Source organism: Vibrio sp. SCSIO 43133, from assembly GCF_023716845.1.
Classification (GTDB): Bacteria; Pseudomonadota; Gammaproteobacteria; order Enterobacterales; family Vibrionaceae; genus Vibrio; species Vibrio mediterranei.
This window is the reverse complement of record NZ_CP068025.1, coordinates 313,683-331,622: the sequence shown is the minus strand read 5'-3', so window position 1 is coordinate 331,622 and position 17,940 is coordinate 313,683. Positions and strand designations below refer to the sequence as shown.

The window sequence follows — 17,940 nt, the reverse complement described above, 5'->3', positions numbered from 1 at the left end:
TACCAACAATTAATACATATTACCTATCAAAAATCAGATGCAACTTTAACCATCACGATCAGTAAACGATGCTTGCAGCTATATCTCCCCAATCGAATCGTCCGTATTCTTTAAACCCAAGTTTTTGATAGAATTGTTGGGCTACCTTATTCTCATCACAGTAGCCTATGTGTATCGCTTTAGGTTTAAGCTCTTCAATTTCTTTGATAAGTGCCTCCATCATCAACCGGCCATACCCCTTTCCTTGATACGACTTATCCGTCATCACACGAAAAATATAGTACTCACCAAGTTTGTCACTCGTTGCCCATGGCGCATTTTTCCATTCGCTATACATGACAAATCCTATGACTTCACCATCAACCATAGCAACTCTCGGTTGATAATCCGGATTCACCGCAGCTTGAGCCATTGAGACAACATTTTCTGAGACGAAATCGCGTTGTGCTTCATCCAATTGCAACGCCAATACCGCATTTAAATTGTTATTCGTTATTTTCTCTAATTGCATGCTTTGATCGTTCCTATTACAGATATTTTGCTATTAACACGGCATTCCTCGTGAACCACGTTAAGCCTTTCTTTGCAGTAGATTAACCACTCATAATGTCGCGAAGCTTGTGAGCCAGCAAACATGAATTTATAAGAACTTCCTCCGTGCAAACACACTTCACTAATCAGCATTAGTGAAGTTCGAATCCAAAGAAAACACCAACTCAATCTCTCGCCCTTCCACTAAGGTGCCAGTCTCGACAAAACCACAGCTAAGGTAAAAGCGCTTAGGCCCTTTTTCATCACGAACGACACTCGTAAACAAATCTATTGTTCCAAACTCTTGTCTCAACTCCTGATAAAGCAAAGTGATAGCTTGTCTACCGAAGCCTTGCTTTTGATAGTTTTTATCTAACATAAATCGCCACAGTGAGAGTCTATTGGATTGTGAGTCGACGTTAACCAGAATAAAGCCAATGGGCTGTTCTTTGACATAGATAGCTCTATACCACGGAGACGCCATAAAATTTGCTTCCGCTAGAGAGATAGCATTGCTATCAATATGTGAAGTTTGATGAGGGGCGACTTCAAGCTGACAGATTGCGTAGAAGTTGTCACCCGTGATGGTTCTTAGCTCCATGCTCATTGCTGGGTATCCGACTGAATAAAGAACAGTGAATATACTCGTTAATTTGGCTCGCTTTTTCAATAAGTTAATGACGAGTTTTAAGCTTTAACATGGCACTAATTAGGATGGTTATTGTCTTTATAGACTAACAACTCCCCCTTCCCAACAGGAACCAACGACGTAGTTAAGTTACTCTGGCTCTCTACCCAAGCGACAAACCCTTCTAGCTCTGAAGCATGAGATATGGCATTGTCACACACAAGCAATCCACCTGGTTTTAGGCGTGAGAATAGTGGCTCAGCAATCGACAAATAATCGCTTCTGTCTGCATCGAGAAAAATGAAATCGACCTGTTCGGGTGTCTGCTTTAGAACCTCACAAACATCGCCTGACCATTGGGTAATATTCTGCAAAACTTGAGCTTGTTCGAAGTTGTCACGGGCCTCTTCTATCTTGAGAGGGTTGACTTCAATGGTGTGCACCATTCCGGTGTTCGGGATTGATGCGGCTAACCAAATCGTTGAGTATCCATTTGAGGTGCCAATTTCTAAGATACGCTGAGCATTCGTGGCTTTAACCAGCACCGAGAGAAACTCACCGGTATCTTTTGTAATGTTGAGGTACTTTTTCGCTCGCTCTGACTGCAGACGATCGTTGTCATTGCCTAATCGCTCCAATCGTTCTAAAACCTGTTGCGTCTTAGTATTCATATTTCAGCTTCCTTGTAATGTGGCGCTAATTAAACAAGACCAGCTCAGATCTGAACTCCAGATCTGAGCAAAAACGATTATCCGTTAATCTCGTATGCCTTCGGGTTACTACCATACTGATTGGACTCTGGTTTGCTGTCCAACACCAAGAAGTACAGTAGTATTAAAAAACCGATTATTGGAATGATATACAGCAACATCCACCAGCCGGAGCGACCGGTATCGTGTAAACGACGTGCGGTGACAGCTAAGCTCGGTAACAAAATCAACAGCGTGAACACCCCGCTCAAAATCCCGACTTCTTCGGCAGAGTTGTACCAGCCAAGTGCATTATCTATCACTGACAAAATGATCGTTAATATCAAACTGTATAAAAAGAAATACCAATACTCTTTCCGCCTGGCGCGACCTTTAAAATCAACAGGCCGTTTTAATACACTTAGAAACCAATTCATAGACCACTTACCTTTTGTTTGTTATCTCATTAAAGAACAGACTTTACTTAAGCTTCTTTTCTATCTGTCCTATCTCACTTATCAGATCCACACCAATCACTTTCTTGGTCTCGATCTTACTCAGTTCGATAGTTTCAACAGCAGCTACTGATTTCAGCTGCGCCAAAATTTCACCACTGGGCGATATCACTTGGCTATTACCACAATATTCGCCAACGATATTCTGGGTTTTATCTATGCCGACTCGATTACATGTCGCTACATAACAGTGGTTTTCAATCGCTTTGGTGCGAGAGAGAAGTAGGCTCTGTTCGCCACCAAAGTTTGCTGGATGCAACAAAACATCGACATTGGATATTGCGTATTCGCGAGTAATTTCCGGAAACCACAAGTCAAAACAAATCGCGACTCCGAAAACACAACCTTGGTATTCAAACGTCATCAATGAATCACCGCGAGAGAAGTACTGCTTGTCGATATTGGTTTGGCTGATTTTTCTATAGCGGTGCTGTAGGCCAGTTCTATCTATAACTGCAACACTATTGTAGAAACGCCCTTCATGATGCTCTGCAATGCCAGCAACGATGACTGATTGATAAGTCGCAGCCAGTTGCTGTAACGTTTCAATAGTGGGACTGTGTTGATACTCCTCACACAGCTCATGGATATCCTGAGGCGAGTCAAAAATATAGCCAGTAGAAAACAATTCAGGCAGCAAAATGACATCCCCAACCTCTTGAGTTTCTGAGAGAAGTTGAGCGACTTGAAGTAGATTCTGATGTTGGTCTTTATAGACCACATCGGTTTGAACAATAGAGATCTTCATCACTGAATAGCCTTGTCCTTGTTAAACTTGATCTAACATACGATAGCTATTCAATGAATTGTATAGTGGTTTTGTCGGGTATTGTCAGAACTCGATCGGACGACACCAATCCTTAACTAATTTCGGTCACAATTTCAGTCTTTACAGAATTGGCGATAAAGCAGTTTTCATGCGACAAATGGTGCATTTTTTCAAGCTGTTCTCGAGTAGGTACACGCTCTCCAGAGAACACTACATCCGGGCGCAAAATGACTTTGGTGACTGCCATTCTTCCCGCTTCATTCTCTGCAAGTATTCCAACAGCTTTATCGATGTAGCTGTCGATAACATATTTTCGTTTTGCGGCAATCGATAAGAAAACCAGCATATGGCAGCTCGATAAAGCAGCAATATAGGCTTCCTCTGGATCAATGTTTTCTTCTATGGAGAGAGGCAATGGCACCACATGGGGTGAAGGTGATGCAGGCACCGTCAAACCGCCATCAAATTTCCATACATGACCACGGCTGTAGTTATTATCGCTAAATACTTCGTCTTGTTTTCGCTTCCAACTTACCTGTGCGTAATGCTCTGACATTTCATCCTCCTGATAGTAATGGCGATAATTAAACTAACCTTGAATGCATTCAACCCAATATCTCGCAATTGGGTTAGGAAACACCTCCCCCATGACGATATTTTCTAACTCACCGCCATTGGATTCAATAACGCGTCTTGAAGCGACGTTATCTTCATCTGCGGTCACTAAGGCTCGCTCTATACCTAAGGCATTCGCTTTGGGTAAAACAAGTTTGAGCATATGCTTTCCATAGCCTGCCCCTCGATAAGAAGGGGCAATATCGTAACCAATATGACCACCTTCTGATGACAGAAATTCATTATCAATATGATGACGGACACGAATCGCACCTAGAATTCTCTGTTCAGAATCTAGCAACCAAAAATGACTGCAAGGCACGTAGCCTTGGCGTAAATTGATGCCCTTTTCTTCATCGATTAAACGCTGAACATATTTCGGAAAATCACTGACGCCTTCGCGGTAATACTCCGCATTATCCACATCGTGGAGCTCAAAATCTTGGTAGAAAACTGCAAAGGCTTGCATCCGCTCTAATGAAGGGGTAACGAGTTCCATGTTATTGATTCCTTTATCTTTGCAAGCTGTTAGTTCTTTATGCCAACAACCATAGCAGACATAATACCTTCGCTTCTAGACAGCTGAGTCGATTACTTCAAAAACTCCGTGACTTTTTGAAGATTGAATCTCAGTAACCGTTTATCAAAATTGCTGGCACTTTCGCTATCCACCACACCATTTTTGAATTCATAGCGAGAGCCAACTTTTTCGACGTATTTATTAAAGTCGACCGTTTGCTCGTACTCCGTGAATATCTGTTGCAGTTTCACATCGTTTATCACTACGTCGTTGATTGTCCATTTCCAATGATCACGCCCCATCACAAACAAGCCATCGATGTAGTGTTCTTCTGGCTTTTCGACAAATGGCAACCAATCAAAAGAGAACCATTTATTCTCGTCTTCTTTTTGCAACCTAATGCTCACGCCAACTTCATCCGAAAAAAGAAACGGTATCCAAAAGCTATTACGCTTAATCTTGAGCGTATACGCGCTGCCATCCATTAAATCAAAACGCTTCAACAAACTAATGTAGAGTAAAAAGTTTTGGTTGTTACAAGTCTTAGACTCGTCGATATTCACCAAATGCGAATCAACGGAAATAGGAAAACAAGGTGCAGAAAAATCTTCGGTTTTAAACCTCTTAAAGCGCTCGCTGAGTACTTCATTGATTCTATGATTCTCTCCCATCAAACTCGCTCCCGCGAATATAGTAAGAAACACAACAATCAATGAGAATGTCAGAAATAAAGGAATGGTTCGTTTAGATTTGCCCATCAAACACTGCCTACATGAATATGCTTTATCGGTGCTGGCCGATAATATTTTTATCCATTAAGAATAACACCCATAAAGAGCGTGATATGTATGGAAAGGTCGTCTTGTGTCTACGTAGGAACTAACAATGAATGACGTTGGTTGGTTGTAAAGTCGTTTTGCTATAAATATGCCCCAACCACTGATAAGCAATGCTCGACCGATTTTTCTTTCTCACCTACAGGGGCGACGTAATGTATCGCGGCCTTCGCATGCTCTATGTCAGCAAGTTTACCTATTACCCAAGCCGCTAAGTACTGCGAAGACATACAACCACCGGATGTAGCCACATTACCGTGTGCATGTAGAGGTTGTTCCAACACCTCGATTCCTAGATCTTGGACCCAAGGTTTCGTGGTGAGGTCGGTACAAGCGGATACTCCATTCAGTAAATCCAACGCAGCCAGAAGCAACGTACCGGAACACTGTGCGCCAATGATTTGCCTGTTAGGTTCAAGAGAAAGCCGTGACAGAATGGTTTGGTCCGTCGCAATTTGTCGCGTCAACATACCGCTGCCAAACAACACGGCATCGGCTTGATTTGCAAACTCTAACGGCTGCTGCGCTACCACCTCTACACCATTCATTGATGTCACCACATCCGTCGGACACGTTATCTGAACATTCCACCCGTGCGGTTTCATACGATTCAAAATTGCCGAGGCAATAAAAGAGTCCAGTTCGTTAAATCCATCAAACGTTAGTATTGCTATATCCATATAACCCTGCTCCTATACAACCATCGCTTTCTATAAACTGATTTTTGAGTAAATCACGGTGTTACATAGCTCACCGTTTGGCAATCGACGTTCATTGAGCGCAATGCCCTCTAAGTGATAGCCGCAACGCTCAGCAACTGAACGACTTTTTGCGTTCGTTTCAGCAGCTCTGATAATCACCCGGTTCGCCTCTAATGATTCAAAGGCATACTGCTCCACAAGCTTTACCGCCTCAGTTACATAACCGCAGCCTACGCTTGATGTATTCAGCCAATAACCAATTTCGAAAAATGGCACCGCCTTATCACGAATGATCAGCCCCACGGCGCCTACTAACGTATCGGTCTCTTTATCAATGATTGAAAAGCGCAGTTCATTTTCGAAGTTTTCAAAATCTGCCATCGCTTGTTTGGTGGTCTCCACCGACTCTTCTTGGGTCAAAGCGTATGGTACCCAAGGAAGATATTCTCCAAGCTCCGCTTTACTCGCTTGGATTGCCGCCAACATTTGTGGCTGGTACTCCAATGAAGGAGGAACGAGTTTTATTCTGTCTGATTCCATAGGCATTACTCCTTAACTTCATCACGCAATAGCGCCAATTAATCTAAATGGTCAGGGGTATGAAGGTAGGTTCCACAGTTCTGGCATTTATAATCCCCTGTCGCCTCTCCATCCATCAAAGACATTAATATCGCTGAGAATAACCCAGAGAAAAAGCCCGTAGCTTCATTCTTATGTTGTTTACTCTCTGTACCAAACGAGGTGTATTTATGCTGCGTTAACGCCTTGCAATTACAACAGAACGCCTTCAGCTTCTCCGTACTGTACTGGCTCATTAGTTGTTCTAGTCCTCCAAGGCATTACGCCAATATTGGATCGTTTTATTCGACACAGTGCCGTCTTCATTAGCTGCAGTAACAAGAAACTCGGATAGGTTTATTGCAACCTGTTCATTGCCCAGCAAATACAAACTACGAATCGCTCGTGTTAGTCTCAATTGATTATGATCGTGGCTTTTTAACCAAACGTGATTCTTCCCATTCAGCGGCAAGACAGAGGTGATTTCAAATCCATTTCTCTGCATTCCCCAAAAATCCAACATGACATCAAGTACCTTCAAATGAGCAACTCGAAGTGCTTCTGAATTGGCAAACACGTCTCTATCTTTCTGTGTTACTAAAGGAGCATGCTGATTAAACTTGGTTCCCTCATCGATTGGGAAAAACACCTGAATATACTTATGGTCATGCTCCAACCAAAAATGGTTATAAGCCAACAGTTCATCAATATAGCGACCAAATTTATCTGGACTTTCTCCAGATATAAAACGAGCAATCTCACTCATTTACTTATCCTGACAATAGTTATTGTTGTATTTTTAGCTATAAACCTAGTAGCTTATTTGAGTATGTGACACAGCCTTTGGCTCCAAAGCCATGCTCCGTCTTTTCATAGTCGAAATAGGTGATAGATTTCTTGTTTCGCTCTGCTTCAACAACAAGATTACCCTGTTTATCGATAACTGCCGTAGGAGCAGTTTGCTCAAAGGTTGTCGAGTTAACCGATATCACTGTAAATACGTTTTCAATCGCCCGAGTCACAAGATGCGATTTAATAATCGAATAACGATTGGCATCAAACTCTTGTTGAACATCACATAAGCTCACGATAGCAACATCGACCTGTTCTTTATAGAGTTCTCTAAAGAACTCAGGGAATCGAATTTCATAACAGATTCGAACACCAACCTTAATACCCTGAATATCGACAACGCCATTAAAGTCATTCCCTACTTCAAAATTCTCCGCATCCCAACCCCACAGGGCTCGTTTGTCGTAGTAAAACACCTCACCTGAGGGTTGGATGATCGCAACCGAGTTCGCCTTATTCTCTCCAAACTTACGAATAAGGCCCAAGAAAAGAGTGATCTGCGTGTGTTTAACCAAATCTACAATCTGATTAAACGCGGCGTCTTGAAGTTCAAAATCAATATCGGCAACAGCACCAATTTCAATTGATGGATAACCAGACAAGGCGCATTCTTGAGTGACTAACACATCTGCACCATCGCGCTTGGCTTCGAAGATAGCATGCTTGATTTGTTCATGGTTTTTGGTTGATTGAGCACTAATTGGGAACTGTAATAATGCAAACTTCACAGTGTCTACTCCTTGAAATTGGCTTCGGCGCTTAACAAAGGGCCGCGTCAGCACTCATTTTATTAATCTAATCCATCTACGTTCTGCTATGTAAAATGCACAACTAAACAACAGGTTCCACTTCGTACTTCATTTCAATAAGCTGATGCTCACCAACAATCTCAACTTCTCTGATATATTCAAATCCAAAGTTCTCGTAGTACTTTCTTAAATAAGCGTGGGCGTGGATATCGATACATCTCACTCCGATATTGCTGGCATGTTTTATTAGGGCCCGGACTATTTTTGATGCAACGCCATCACCACGATATTCCTCAGAAACCGCCACTCGCGCCATGGTCGATGAACCGTCTTGATTCACCGTTAAACGAGCGGTCGCGACAGGCTTACCGCCATCCCAGACTAGAGCGTGAAATGAGTCATTATCTAACCCATCCAAGTCCAACTCTGTTGGGATATTTTGTTCAAGCGTAAATACTTGATAGCGTATAGCCTGACCCATTGAAATCAGTTCAAGACTCTTGCCAATAGTAACGTCCATGGTCATTCCTTTGTTTTACTGTATGGTTGGTGTGGCGTTTTCAATACCACTTGCCACTCTATGCTATGTCGTTCACCAACTTACTCAGTCAAACAAAATACTATAAAAAATGGCACTAACACCTTGTTTATAATTACTTTTCTAACTTAAGGCAAGCTTCGTAGTTTTTTAGCCGGATTCCCTGCGTAAATACCTTTCTCCGTAATGTCCTTTGTCACGACACTTCCGGCACCGATAACAACCCCTTCACAGATATTGACCGAAAGAATCGTAGCGTTTGACCCTATCGTCACGTTGTCGGCAATAACAGTACGTCCCCAACTCTCTGGGTTTGGATCGGGTTGACCGCTCTTAAAAAGGTCATTGGCAAACATAACCCCGTGACCTACAAAGCAATCCTCACCGATAGTCACATATTCACAAATAAAGCTGTGCGATTGGATTTTAGTTCGAGCACCGATAACTGAGTTCTTTTGTATCTCAACAAATGGGCCAACAAATACTTCATCTTTCAACTCACAGCCATAGACATTCGCAGGTTCGATAATCGTGACGTTTTCACCACAAACAATGTCGGTGATTTGAGACTTTAATAGTCTTGGGTTCGCCATTAGTACTCCAGAATATTTGGTTTTAAAAGATAGATAGGTGTTAAACGGATGGGTCGGATTTAGAAGGGTTAACGGCTTGGTCCACGCAAGCCAATCAAGTTACCAAACGGGTCTTATATCTTCACTATGTTCAAACCTTCATCGTCCGTCGGTTCTTCAAAGTACTGCGTCACATGATGAAACACATCCTCAGTGTCAAAATGTGCCCTTTCTGGCTGCTCAACCCGACGCTTGCCGATTTGAACCAAACAAACCTCATCCGACACATCGAGATAGCAAAGTTCATGAGCACATTGCACTTCAGAACATAAAGATGAAAACCACGAACGCTGTCTAACTGTATTTGCAGGAAAGTCCATTACCACATCAACGCCCACCGTTAATAAGCTCTGAACATGTGACTTAATAAAAGGTTTAATAAGAGTAGAGAACTTGATGTAGTCCTCAAACGATTGGATTTTATTGGGATAGTGTGCGGCTAACCACTCATCCTCAGAAATGAGTACCGCCCTTTGATTGGCCGCAATTAGCTTGGATTGTGTTGTCTTACCTGCGCCCATTTTTCCGCAAAAGAAGACTAACTTCCCTGTAATTTCCATAAGTTTTCCTACTCTAAGAGGCTGAGTTCAAAAGGAACTGACAGCAACCTCTACAACTTAATATCTACGTTATTTCGAACATAAGTAGGTGTCGACAACTCCTCGTCTAAATCCTTGAACTTCGGTTGCTTTGGCATTGACTCAATAATCGAATTCAATTCCTGATAACTGATACCTACCACACGGCAGGCCGTCATGATTCCATCGATAAAACACTTTTTATCGCGCTTTTGCTGATGCTCACTGGCAGGTATAGACGTGTATAGCTCACACTCTTTGACTAATAAGGCTAGAAGTTCTTCTTTCGGTGCTTCCATATAACCACTCACTCTCGACATATCTTATTGTTAATATCAGCAATTTCGCCATTGAAATGCAAACCAGAACATCTTGAGTCGAGTCATGATGACAAGCATCAACGCTTATACATCAACGAATAGAAGCTACCCACATGTTTTACGGCTATGCTCTTGGCTTAAATTTCTTGGTCATGCCTTGGCTAGATGGCGAAACCAACCTATACCCTAACTTTTCATAGAATGCAGGCTCGTCAGCAATCATGGAAACATACGAGCCATCCAAAGCAACGTTGGCTAGGTAATCATCAATATATTCCATCACTTTTCGTCCTAAACCTTGCCCCTGATAACTAGGATCCACCGCCACGTCTACCACTTCAAAGTTACATGCTCCATCGCCTACCACGCGACCCATTGCAATCAGTTTTGCTCCATCTCTTACAGAAATACCATACAAACTGTTTGGCAGTGCTATCGTTGCCGCTTCTAATGATTTAGGTGATAACCCTGCGGTCACGCGCATTTCACAAAACTCTTTCGGACTTGGGACTGTTTGTTCGTATTGTAATGTCATTGTGTACTACTCCTTTTATATTAAACGGAGAATACACAATAACACTGTATAAATAAACAGTTATACTAATTTTAGTGGTTAAAGCCATGTCTGGTTAAGTCAACAGCAACCACAACAGATCCAACTAAAACTCATCCACTGCCTAGGTCAACGAAAGCCCACCATCGACCACCAGCGTATGGCCAACAACATAACTGGATTTATCTGACAGTAAAAACTCTATCGCATTCACTATCTCGTCAATGTTCCCAAATCGTTTGATAGGCACTACCTCAGAAACATCAGCACGCACATTAGGAGACTCTATTTGTCTCTCTTCCCAGCGAGGCGTCCACGTAACACCAGGCGCAACAGCGTTAATTCGAATACCAGCACCAATATTCTCCAGTGCTACGGATCGGGTTAACCCTTCTAAAGCATGTTTTGAAGCGCTGTACATAGATGCATTCGGAGTAGGTCTAAGACCGTTGATGGAGCTTACGTTTACGATCGAAGCACCAGTGTTCATTAGTTGCAGTTCAGCACGTAGGCATAGGGCTTGACTCAAAAAGTCCACCTGAAGCGTTTCTTTAAGTAGCGGTGTATCAACCTCAGACAGCTGCCCGCGCGAGACCAGTGCTGGAGAAGCGTTATTTACCGCAACGTCAAGCTTACCGTACTTGTTAGAGATATAATTGAACAGTTGATTTAATTGTTGTTCGTCAGAAATATCTACCGAGTGATAATCTACACTACTTAACTCTGGATACTCAGCAAGCGCACTACTCCATACCTCTTTTGAGCGAGAACAGGTAACAACTTTATATCCTTGGTTTACAAGTCTCAAAACCACGTACAAACCAATTCCTTTTGAACCACCAGTAACCAATGCAACTTTCACCGTCAAACTCCTTTCAATCTGAATCTCTAGACCGTAGCAACGTTAAAAACTCCCATGTCGCTATCAACTCGAATCCTCTGCTCCATTTACTTCTCAAACGACAGCGATTGAATAGCCTGCTCCACCGACGCAAACTGTATTTTTGTCAAACACACTTCAGCCTTAGAAAACTCGTGCTCTTGAATAAGTTGAGTAATTTCAGATAACGACAAAACAGAGTCGTTCAGTTCGAATGTATAACGTCCGCTCGCTTGGCAAATTGTGAAGCTGTGACCATCACTATCGATCAAGCGATCAGAACTACTCCAAATCAAAGACTCTAATTCACTCGCTAACGCTGACTCAGAGCCAAAATACATAAGCTCTGGGTCGCCCTCTAGTTTGAAAATACACGGCCATCTAACCATTGTTGTTCCTATACACTTATGCCATCAGCACTAACGATAACAAGTGAGACAAGCCATTGTAGCGTTCGCTCAATAGTGCTCTAAACCTCGTCAGCAAAATACGCCATGATCTCCTCAGTGGTCATTTCCTTGGTCTCATTCGCAAAGCAATAATACCCAGGGCGCATATCACTAAAATACTGCATATCCATTTCCAACCCTTCTACGTTAGGAAACAGACCTAATGACATATTGTAATCACCGGTTGCTTTAAATTTGTAGAAAAGATGAGTTCCACATTCTGTGCAAAAACCACGAGAAGCCCAAGACGATGACTGATACATTTTAACTTTATCACCACCTTCAATCTTCACTTGAGTGCCACACTTCACCGCAAAATATGGAGCACCGCCCCACGTCCTGCAGGATTGGCAATGGCACACAGTAAACTTGGGATTAACATTTTCGGCTTTGATTGTCACCGCGCCGCAAAGGCAACTTGCTTCTGTATAAGACATTGAACTACTCCTAATTTAATGAAATAGACTGTGATTTTTTCGAGTGACTGGCTCACTTAAATGGATTTTTGCTAACTGAAAAGTGGCTTTGAGGGCAAGTAACTAAAATAATGTACTCAGCACTTGTCATTGACGTTCATCTTCGCAGAATCGGAATAGGTAGCCATCAGGACTTTCGACAATAAACTGAGCTTGTGTGACCGTTTTACCGTCAACTGAATAAGATTTGCTTTCCATGGGAAGAAAGATCGAACTCGGTGCTTTAGACTGCACTGTTGAATATAACGCGTTGATATCACTTACATCCCATTGGAAGTTAACACCTCGACCAAATGGATGCTCTAAGTTGCCAGTTGACCATTTTCGGGAGTCGCCACCTACTCCCTCAAGCATCAAGTCAACTCCCTCACGCGTTAAGTAAACAAACTCCTCTTCTTCTCGTTGGTACTTGATAGCAAAGCCAAGGATGTCGACAAAGAACATGATGTTGTCCTTGATGCTTTGACAATAGAGTTCTGGGACGACTCTCATGTTGGGTTTTCCTTTGTTTGGCTGATGCCTAAAATCACATTTACGTGAAAGATAGTGAGCGTGATAACTCCATATGAATTGTTTGCTATATGCGAACCACTTTACTAGCTAACTTGTCCAGAAGATCTATATCTAACGGATTTTCGTAAACTTGCTCAAAAAGACTATAAATAACATTGTCGTTTTGCTTCATGTATTGAAAGCTTTTCTTTGAACCCAAATACCACTCACCACGAATGTCAAAATACATCTTCAAAAGATCATGCTGGAGCCAAGTTCGACGATAGTTACCGTCTAGATCTCCATCGCGCGCTCTTTCGAGCATTTTCACAACCCATTCCTGAATGTGCAGTCTATCTACTTCAGACATTGGTTCTTTACCTTTGGCAAGTTTCTGCTTCACTCGCGCTATATAATCTGCTCCTATATCGCGAGTCTCATACACTACTTTTCCATCAGCAAATCGCAGAGCTTCTTCTGGAACCGAATCAAGAAATGATGTTGGATATACCCACACATCAAGAAATGTTCCATGAAAAAGTCGAGCATCTTTATGCTCCTCTGAACGATCCCAAAAACAAGCGATGTCTATATCGCTCGTCTCAGTCGCCTCATTTCTTGCGTGAGAACCATAAAGGATGACTGTATGAGGAGCATATATCGCAATGACTTCCTCTATCGCTAAATCTAAGATACTTTCCATTTTGTTCTCCATGCATACAACGCCCTGTTAAGAGGTGAGCAACGCAATAGCGATGCCGCCGTCTGTCACCTTAAACACTAAAACCAACGCATAGTGAAAATGCCACGCGTTGCAAATCCCTTTTGAACACTTGTTAGGGGCATTTTTAACATACCGCATACAATATGGTTTTTAAGCATTGTTTTTTATACTATTTATAATTATTATACGCCTCTGAGACTTAACCATCTCTGGAGTGAAACTCTAACTAAAGAGGTTCCTATGACATTAGGAAAAGACGGACTAGCAATCGAAACGGCTTTATAGCCATAACAGAGTCCCGTCAGACCTGAGTCTGACCTATTTAGAAGGAAGAAAATAATGCTGAATAATTACATTCACTCATACGCTTTGTTCACTGATGGTGAACTACTATCTCGTCTTGACCGCGCGTCAGACCAACTTGAAGAACTCATTGCGCAGTCTCTTGACTGTCAGGATGCAAACGAGGCCAAAACCTTACGTGGCAAACTATTCGAAAAGCAGGAAGAAATTCGTGTGTATATCGAAGCATTAGAAGAGTTTGGTTACGACTACTCAGGTAAAACCTACCTAAATTAGTCAAAGGCTGCCTAGTGCAGCCTTTTTTCTTTTGATTCGTATATGATTTTTTCAAGATGTGCCATTGCTCTATCACTGTCAGATAGCAGCTTTTTAGCACGCTGTAAGACCTGTTCTTTAGAGCAAGGAGTTCTCTTTGAATCATTTTTTTTCATAATCATCCCCTTTAGCCATTGATTAAATCATACGCCTTAACCAAAAGTTGCACAAGTTATCGCTTTCGAGTGCACATAACGCCTTGTTAATTGCGTTCTAAATTTTGTAGTCAGAAACTTCTAAGTTCCAAGTCCCTTCCTTACGGCGTACTAATTGAACATTTACACCACTTGATTGCCAAGCTTTGCGGATATTAAAGTAATCATCTTCGTTCATACCCAAACGGGTAACATTGCTGTAGGTAGAACAACCTAAATATGCTTCAACTATTGATTCTTTGGGAATTGATAAACAATACAGTGGACGCCCCAGAATTGTTACTTGATTCCATGTTCCTGCTTCATTCTCAAACTCACATGCTGAGTAACGAGATTTCTTAGAACCATTAGTATTTTTTACAACTCTCACCTCCTCTTCGTACCCCCATGTTAGATCTTTCATAAGAAATGCGTTTTTAAACAGACCGTAATTATGATGTCTGAAACATTGATATTCTGTACCTATAGACATTAGTGACTCGGCGCTTGAAGTCGGGAGCATATTTTGTGGCATGGTTGATGTGTAAACTATCTCACCATATTGGGCTGGAATTACACATGAGTTTTCATCCAGCAAGTTAGCCTTTTTCATATCAATGCCAATAACGACACCTCTGTGGTCATCACCATAATGTGACCACATCAGAGGGTTTAGTGGGTTGCGCGTAAGAGACAACACCCCATAATTTCTACTTAGGCGATTGCGGTGCGGATTTTTCTGTAGCTTACTACTCAATGTATCTGATTCTTCAAAACAGATAGCTGTACCTTCAAATGGATCATTAAGGTCTTCCAAACAAGAAAAGCCTATTGAGCTATTCTTGATTACCTTCGAAGCAGCCTGAAATGACATATATTTATAAAGAATCATGCTTAACCTATTTCCTCGAAGCAACTAACGCCGCGTTAAGTAGTGAGCAACGCCTACCACCTAAACTAAACCTTTACATCGTAAACACCGAACCCAACTTACAGTGCAAAATGCCAAGCGTTGGGAATCCCTCTTAAATTGCTTGTTATAAGCCGTATTCAAGACTCACTGTATCAAAATGGTATGCACCGCTACGAATTGTTGTGAGCATCTCATACCAAGTCTTCATGTCACTAGGGGCTATTAAACGTTTCTCTTCAAAACCGCACAATATTTGTTTTTTAAACTCAGAGTCATCAAATAAAAGGTCTGGATGTTTTGCACTAAACCAAACTTGGAAGACTAGCGTCTCCGGTACCCAAGTCTTTTTAATTGCACTGTACATTGTTACCCCATCGATTAGTGAAAACTCATTGAACAACGACTTAAATTCATGGACAGAGTCTTTGTCACGATCTGCATGTTTAAAGAAATTCCGAGATTTGAAAAGTTCTTTTAGCCAAAGTTTTTTCTTGTCCTCACGTATAAAGTCGCTATCCCTTAAAAAGCTCTGAATGTTGTATTCTTCTCCTATATCACTTAGAACTTGGTTAGCCGCCTCCACAACTGTATGTGTTGAAATAATGTCATCTTCGCGAAAGAACATATGTATAGCTTGAAGCAACTGTCTTTCTGCCACATCAAATTTAGTAACTGATATTGTATCCATATTCCCTCTTGAACAGTTTGTTATATTCATTTTGCCCAAGGGTCTTCAAGACAAATATCGATCATGTCTAAATTTGTAATGTCGATGTTGGCATACCTGTCATTTCGTTCGTTAACTCTTGGCGTACCATAGATAAAAACATAAGCAGTCGGGTTCGGAGATTTATAAAGTTTTTTAATCCTTTTTGCTACCAACTTTTTCATCTTGTAATGTTCAATTAGCCGGTTACCAATCATAACCGTGGTGGTGAACTCTTTGTCGCTGCTATTACCCTTTAGTTTTTTCTTGAATTTTATCTGGTAACCGTGACCTGAGCGTAACCTATTGATAAAAGCCCAGCCGTGATAAATAGAAGGCATTTGCGGCAAGTCAGAAACTATCTGGTTTTCTATTTTGCTAAAAAGGCTTGTGTAAGGTTTATCTTTACCCCCAATATTTAGTCTGCGTAGTTCTAAAGTTCCATCTTTCTTGTACCTAGCATACCTACTAACAACTGTCCTTACCGAATAGATACTACTAGTAACACCAATTTCTTTCAGTTGCCTTTCAGCTTTAGACTTCAGTATGTTAACTATTCGTACTTTGGCGTTTTTAGCGCGGTTATTAGTTTTATAATGGTCGTAATACGATTCAGGTCTTTTCTCTAAGAATGTGTCTACGATTGAAGTATCAAGCGTTTTATGAGTCGCTGTTGGCGTTGTTGGCTCTGCATACTGAAGCTTCAGAGGTACATTTCTAGAAACTTCACACCCTTTGGTGTGAGAACCAAATACTCGGAAATGAGGCACTACTTTTAGTGAGCTAGTATCTTTATCAAGGTTTGCACAAGTAACATTAGCTGAACAGTTTGAACCCGGACACAAAAATGCTCTCTTGTCTTCGAGCATTCCCGACCAGTAAAGCTCATATGCCTTATCTGGGTCGATAAAATCATCTATTTCAATAGAATATGCCACATCTAAAGACATCTTATGTTACCTCCGAATGAATATAACGCCCAATTAAGTAGTAAGCAACGCTACCACTTAACCCGAACATTGTGCCTTAATCCCTGAAGCCGATTCAAACCAAAATGCCTAGCGTTGCGAATCCGCTTAAATTGCTTGTTAGATGAATTTATTGACGTGCTTTTAGTACGCTCGCAATCATATTAATAGCTACTATCGAACTATTAAGTAAATCTTGTGCCTCATCTTCACTATAAATTTTATCAGGGTGCTGTGTAGGGTTCCGAAAGTTACGACGAATCATGTCTAAAGTTTCGAGTAGCTCCACACTAGGCTTAGGGTTATTCTTAGTTTGAAGCTTATTTACCATAGGCCCCCACATTGGCTTCTTGATTCTATTCGTCTTTACGAATGAGAAGTATAGTTGCTTAACCATTTCTTCTACACAGCGCATGAGGTGAAAAGCCGTTGCAGTTGGAAGTCCCATAGCTACGGCTTTAGTTGCACTAGAGAAATCGTGTTGCGCAATGTCAGGTAGTTCTTCCCAACTCCCCATAGCTAAAAGAGAGGAGGGATTTTTAAGAAGCATATCGATGTTAAACCTCTTTGGAGTAACAACCAATACCTTCTTTAGTTGCAGCTCAGCATCAAGAGCCCCATCTGCACTTTCTACGATTTTTCCTATTTTGTTAGCTAAAGCCTCATCAATTACTAGTTCAGGATCTAAAGCAGCTAATTGGTCTTTTATTTCAGGAAGTTTTCTAATAACTTGCTCAGTGACTACAAGCTCCATATCTTTTATATATCCTAAGTAACTCTCAAGAGCTTTAACCGAGAAGTCGTTTGTCTTACCTTTTAACGTAACAAATAGACTTTTGTAGTTAAAACCAAAGGCGTAATAATCATATATGTTTTGTTCTTTCAAATTTACCTCTATTTCTAATTTATCTAACGCCCAATTAAGGGGGAACAACGCCTCCACCCAAACCTAAAGCATTGTGCTATAAACACTAAAACTGAAGTAGAAGCAAAAGT

29 protein-coding genes are annotated in these 17,940 nt (G+C 41.5%); 1 reads left to right on the top strand and 28 read right to left on the bottom strand.

Annotated elements, in window-relative coordinates; all coding sequences use genetic code 11:
* Positions 1–58: 58 nt before the first annotated feature.
* The 23 genes from JKJ11_RS18320 to JKJ11_RS18210 form a co-directional block, all read right to left on the bottom strand.
* Positions 59–511 (bottom strand): GNAT family N-acetyltransferase, encoded by a 453-nt coding sequence (locus JKJ11_RS18320; protein ID WP_252039714.1) that lies wholly within the window; start codon positions 509–511, stop codon positions 59–61.
* A gap of 162 nt (positions 512–673) precedes the next feature.
* Entirely contained in the window at positions 674–1,138 is a 465-nt protein-coding gene (locus JKJ11_RS18315) for a GNAT family N-acetyltransferase (RefSeq protein WP_171390788.1), read from the bottom strand.
* Between the two features lie 98 nt (positions 1,139–1,236).
* Positions 1,237–1,830, bottom strand: coding sequence for an O-methyltransferase (locus JKJ11_RS18310; protein ID WP_252039713.1), 594 nt, complete (start codon positions 1,828–1,830; stop codon positions 1,237–1,239).
* Positions 1,831–1,907: 77 nt separating this feature from the next.
* Entirely contained in the window at positions 1,908–2,285 is a 378-nt protein-coding gene (locus JKJ11_RS18305) for a DUF805 domain-containing protein (protein ID WP_006073470.1), read from the bottom strand.
* Positions 2,286–2,328: 43 nt separating this feature from the next.
* Positions 2,329–3,111 (bottom strand): carbon-nitrogen hydrolase family protein, encoded by a 783-nt coding sequence (locus JKJ11_RS18300; RefSeq protein ID WP_252039712.1) that lies wholly within the window; start codon positions 3,109–3,111, stop codon positions 2,329–2,331.
* Positions 3,112–3,223: 112 nt separating this feature from the next.
* Complete coding sequence (locus JKJ11_RS18295; protein WP_096442644.1) at positions 3,224–3,688, bottom strand: OsmC family protein; 465 nt, start codon at positions 3,686–3,688, stop codon at positions 3,224–3,226.
* A gap of 33 nt (positions 3,689–3,721) precedes the next feature.
* The gene (locus JKJ11_RS18290) at positions 3,722–4,246 is read right to left on the bottom strand and encodes a GNAT family N-acetyltransferase (RefSeq protein WP_096442646.1); all 525 of its coding nucleotides are present in this window, start codon (positions 4,244–4,246) and stop codon (positions 3,722–3,724) included.
* 92 nt (positions 4,247–4,338) lie between these two features.
* The gene (locus tag JKJ11_RS18285; RefSeq protein WP_252039711.1) at positions 4,339–5,025 is read right to left on the bottom strand and encodes a hypothetical protein; all 687 of its coding nucleotides are present in this window, start codon (positions 5,023–5,025) and stop codon (positions 4,339–4,341) included.
* 161 nt (positions 5,026–5,186) lie between these two features.
* Positions 5,187–5,783, bottom strand: coding sequence for a DJ-1/PfpI family protein (locus JKJ11_RS18280; protein WP_252039710.1), 597 nt, complete (start codon positions 5,781–5,783; stop codon positions 5,187–5,189).
* A 30-nt stretch (positions 5,784–5,813) separates the two neighbouring features.
* Positions 5,814–6,344, bottom strand: a complete 531-nt coding sequence (locus tag JKJ11_RS18275) for a GNAT family N-acetyltransferase (RefSeq protein ID WP_096442654.1) — start codon at positions 6,342–6,344, stop codon at positions 5,814–5,816.
* A 38-nt stretch (positions 6,345–6,382) separates the two neighbouring features.
* Complete coding sequence (locus tag JKJ11_RS18270; protein ID WP_252039709.1) at positions 6,383–6,619, bottom strand: hypothetical protein; 237 nt, start codon at positions 6,617–6,619, stop codon at positions 6,383–6,385.
* 8 nt (positions 6,620–6,627) lie between these two features.
* A complete protein-coding gene (locus JKJ11_RS18265) occupies positions 6,628–7,128 on the bottom strand; it encodes an opioid growth factor receptor-related protein (RefSeq protein ID WP_252039708.1) in 501 nt (166 codons plus the stop codon).
* 37 nt (positions 7,129–7,165) lie between these two features.
* Positions 7,166–7,942 carry a carbon-nitrogen hydrolase family protein gene (locus tag JKJ11_RS18260; protein WP_252039707.1) on the bottom strand — a complete coding sequence of 259 codons (777 nt, stop codon included), beginning with the start codon at positions 7,940–7,942 and terminating at the stop codon, positions 7,166–7,168.
* Between the two features lie 103 nt (positions 7,943–8,045).
* A complete protein-coding gene (locus JKJ11_RS18255) occupies positions 8,046–8,483 on the bottom strand; it encodes a GNAT family N-acetyltransferase (RefSeq protein ID WP_236110320.1) in 438 nt (145 codons plus the stop codon).
* A 146-nt stretch (positions 8,484–8,629) separates the two neighbouring features.
* The gene (locus JKJ11_RS18250; protein ID WP_088878331.1) at positions 8,630–9,094 is read right to left on the bottom strand and encodes an acyltransferase; all 465 of its coding nucleotides are present in this window, start codon (positions 9,092–9,094) and stop codon (positions 8,630–8,632) included.
* Positions 9,095–9,207: 113 nt separating this feature from the next.
* A complete protein-coding gene (locus JKJ11_RS18245) occupies positions 9,208–9,693 on the bottom strand; it encodes a P-loop nucleotide/nucleoside kinase family protein (protein ID WP_252039706.1) in 486 nt (161 codons plus the stop codon).
* A 50-nt stretch (positions 9,694–9,743) separates the two neighbouring features.
* Positions 9,744–10,010: a hypothetical protein gene (locus JKJ11_RS18240; protein WP_088878328.1), complete on the bottom strand. Its 267-nt coding sequence runs from the start codon at positions 10,008–10,010 to the stop codon at positions 9,744–9,746.
* A 145-nt stretch (positions 10,011–10,155) separates the two neighbouring features.
* Positions 10,156–10,566 (bottom strand): GNAT family N-acetyltransferase, encoded by a 411-nt coding sequence (locus tag JKJ11_RS18235; protein WP_252039705.1) that lies wholly within the window; start codon positions 10,564–10,566, stop codon positions 10,156–10,158.
* Between the two features lie 142 nt (positions 10,567–10,708).
* Positions 10,709–11,446: an SDR family NAD(P)-dependent oxidoreductase gene (locus tag JKJ11_RS18230; protein ID WP_252039704.1), complete on the bottom strand. Its 738-nt coding sequence runs from the start codon at positions 11,444–11,446 to the stop codon at positions 10,709–10,711.
* Between the two features lie 86 nt (positions 11,447–11,532).
* Entirely contained in the window at positions 11,533–11,853 is a 321-nt protein-coding gene (locus JKJ11_RS18225) for a DUF4144 family protein (RefSeq protein WP_124942000.1), read from the bottom strand.
* An 80-nt stretch (positions 11,854–11,933) separates the two neighbouring features.
* Positions 11,934–12,350, bottom strand: coding sequence for a GFA family protein (locus JKJ11_RS18220; protein WP_252039703.1), 417 nt, complete (start codon positions 12,348–12,350; stop codon positions 11,934–11,936).
* A 126-nt stretch (positions 12,351–12,476) separates the two neighbouring features.
* Positions 12,477–12,881, bottom strand: coding sequence for a bleomycin resistance protein (locus tag JKJ11_RS18215; protein WP_252039702.1), 405 nt, complete (start codon positions 12,879–12,881; stop codon positions 12,477–12,479).
* 85 nt (positions 12,882–12,966) lie between these two features.
* A complete protein-coding gene (locus JKJ11_RS18210; protein WP_252039701.1) occupies positions 12,967–13,584 on the bottom strand; it encodes a nucleotidyltransferase domain-containing protein in 618 nt (205 codons plus the stop codon).
* Between the two features lie 360 nt (positions 13,585–13,944).
* On the opposite strand from JKJ11_RS18210, the gene JKJ11_RS18200 reads away from it, so the two are divergent.
* A complete protein-coding gene (locus JKJ11_RS18200) occupies positions 13,945–14,184 on the top strand; it encodes a hypothetical protein (RefSeq protein ID WP_252039699.1) in 240 nt (79 codons plus the stop codon).
* An 11-nt stretch (positions 14,185–14,195) separates the two neighbouring features.
* On the opposite strand, the gene JKJ11_RS18195 is transcribed toward JKJ11_RS18200, so the two are convergent.
* The 5 genes from JKJ11_RS18195 to JKJ11_RS18175 all read right to left on the bottom strand — a co-directional run bounded on the left by JKJ11_RS18195 (position 14,196) and on the right by JKJ11_RS18175 (position 17,830).
* Positions 14,196–14,339: a hypothetical protein gene (locus JKJ11_RS18195; RefSeq protein ID WP_252039698.1), complete on the bottom strand. Its 144-nt coding sequence runs from the start codon at positions 14,337–14,339 to the stop codon at positions 14,196–14,198.
* Positions 14,340–14,436: 97 nt separating this feature from the next.
* Positions 14,437–15,249 (bottom strand): DUF2971 domain-containing protein, encoded by an 813-nt coding sequence (locus JKJ11_RS18190; RefSeq protein ID WP_252039697.1) that lies wholly within the window; start codon positions 15,247–15,249, stop codon positions 14,437–14,439.
* A gap of 145 nt (positions 15,250–15,394) precedes the next feature.
* Complete coding sequence (locus JKJ11_RS18185; protein ID WP_252039696.1) at positions 15,395–15,958, bottom strand: hypothetical protein; 564 nt, start codon at positions 15,956–15,958, stop codon at positions 15,395–15,397.
* A gap of 26 nt (positions 15,959–15,984) precedes the next feature.
* On the bottom strand, positions 15,985–16,926 hold the full coding sequence (locus tag JKJ11_RS18180) for a hypothetical protein (RefSeq protein ID WP_252039695.1): 942 nt from the start codon (positions 16,924–16,926) through the stop codon (positions 15,985–15,987).
* Between the two features lie 148 nt (positions 16,927–17,074).
* Complete coding sequence (locus JKJ11_RS18175; RefSeq protein WP_252039694.1) at positions 17,075–17,830, bottom strand: HEPN domain-containing protein; 756 nt, start codon at positions 17,828–17,830, stop codon at positions 17,075–17,077.
* Positions 17,831–17,940 lie beyond the last annotated feature (110 nt).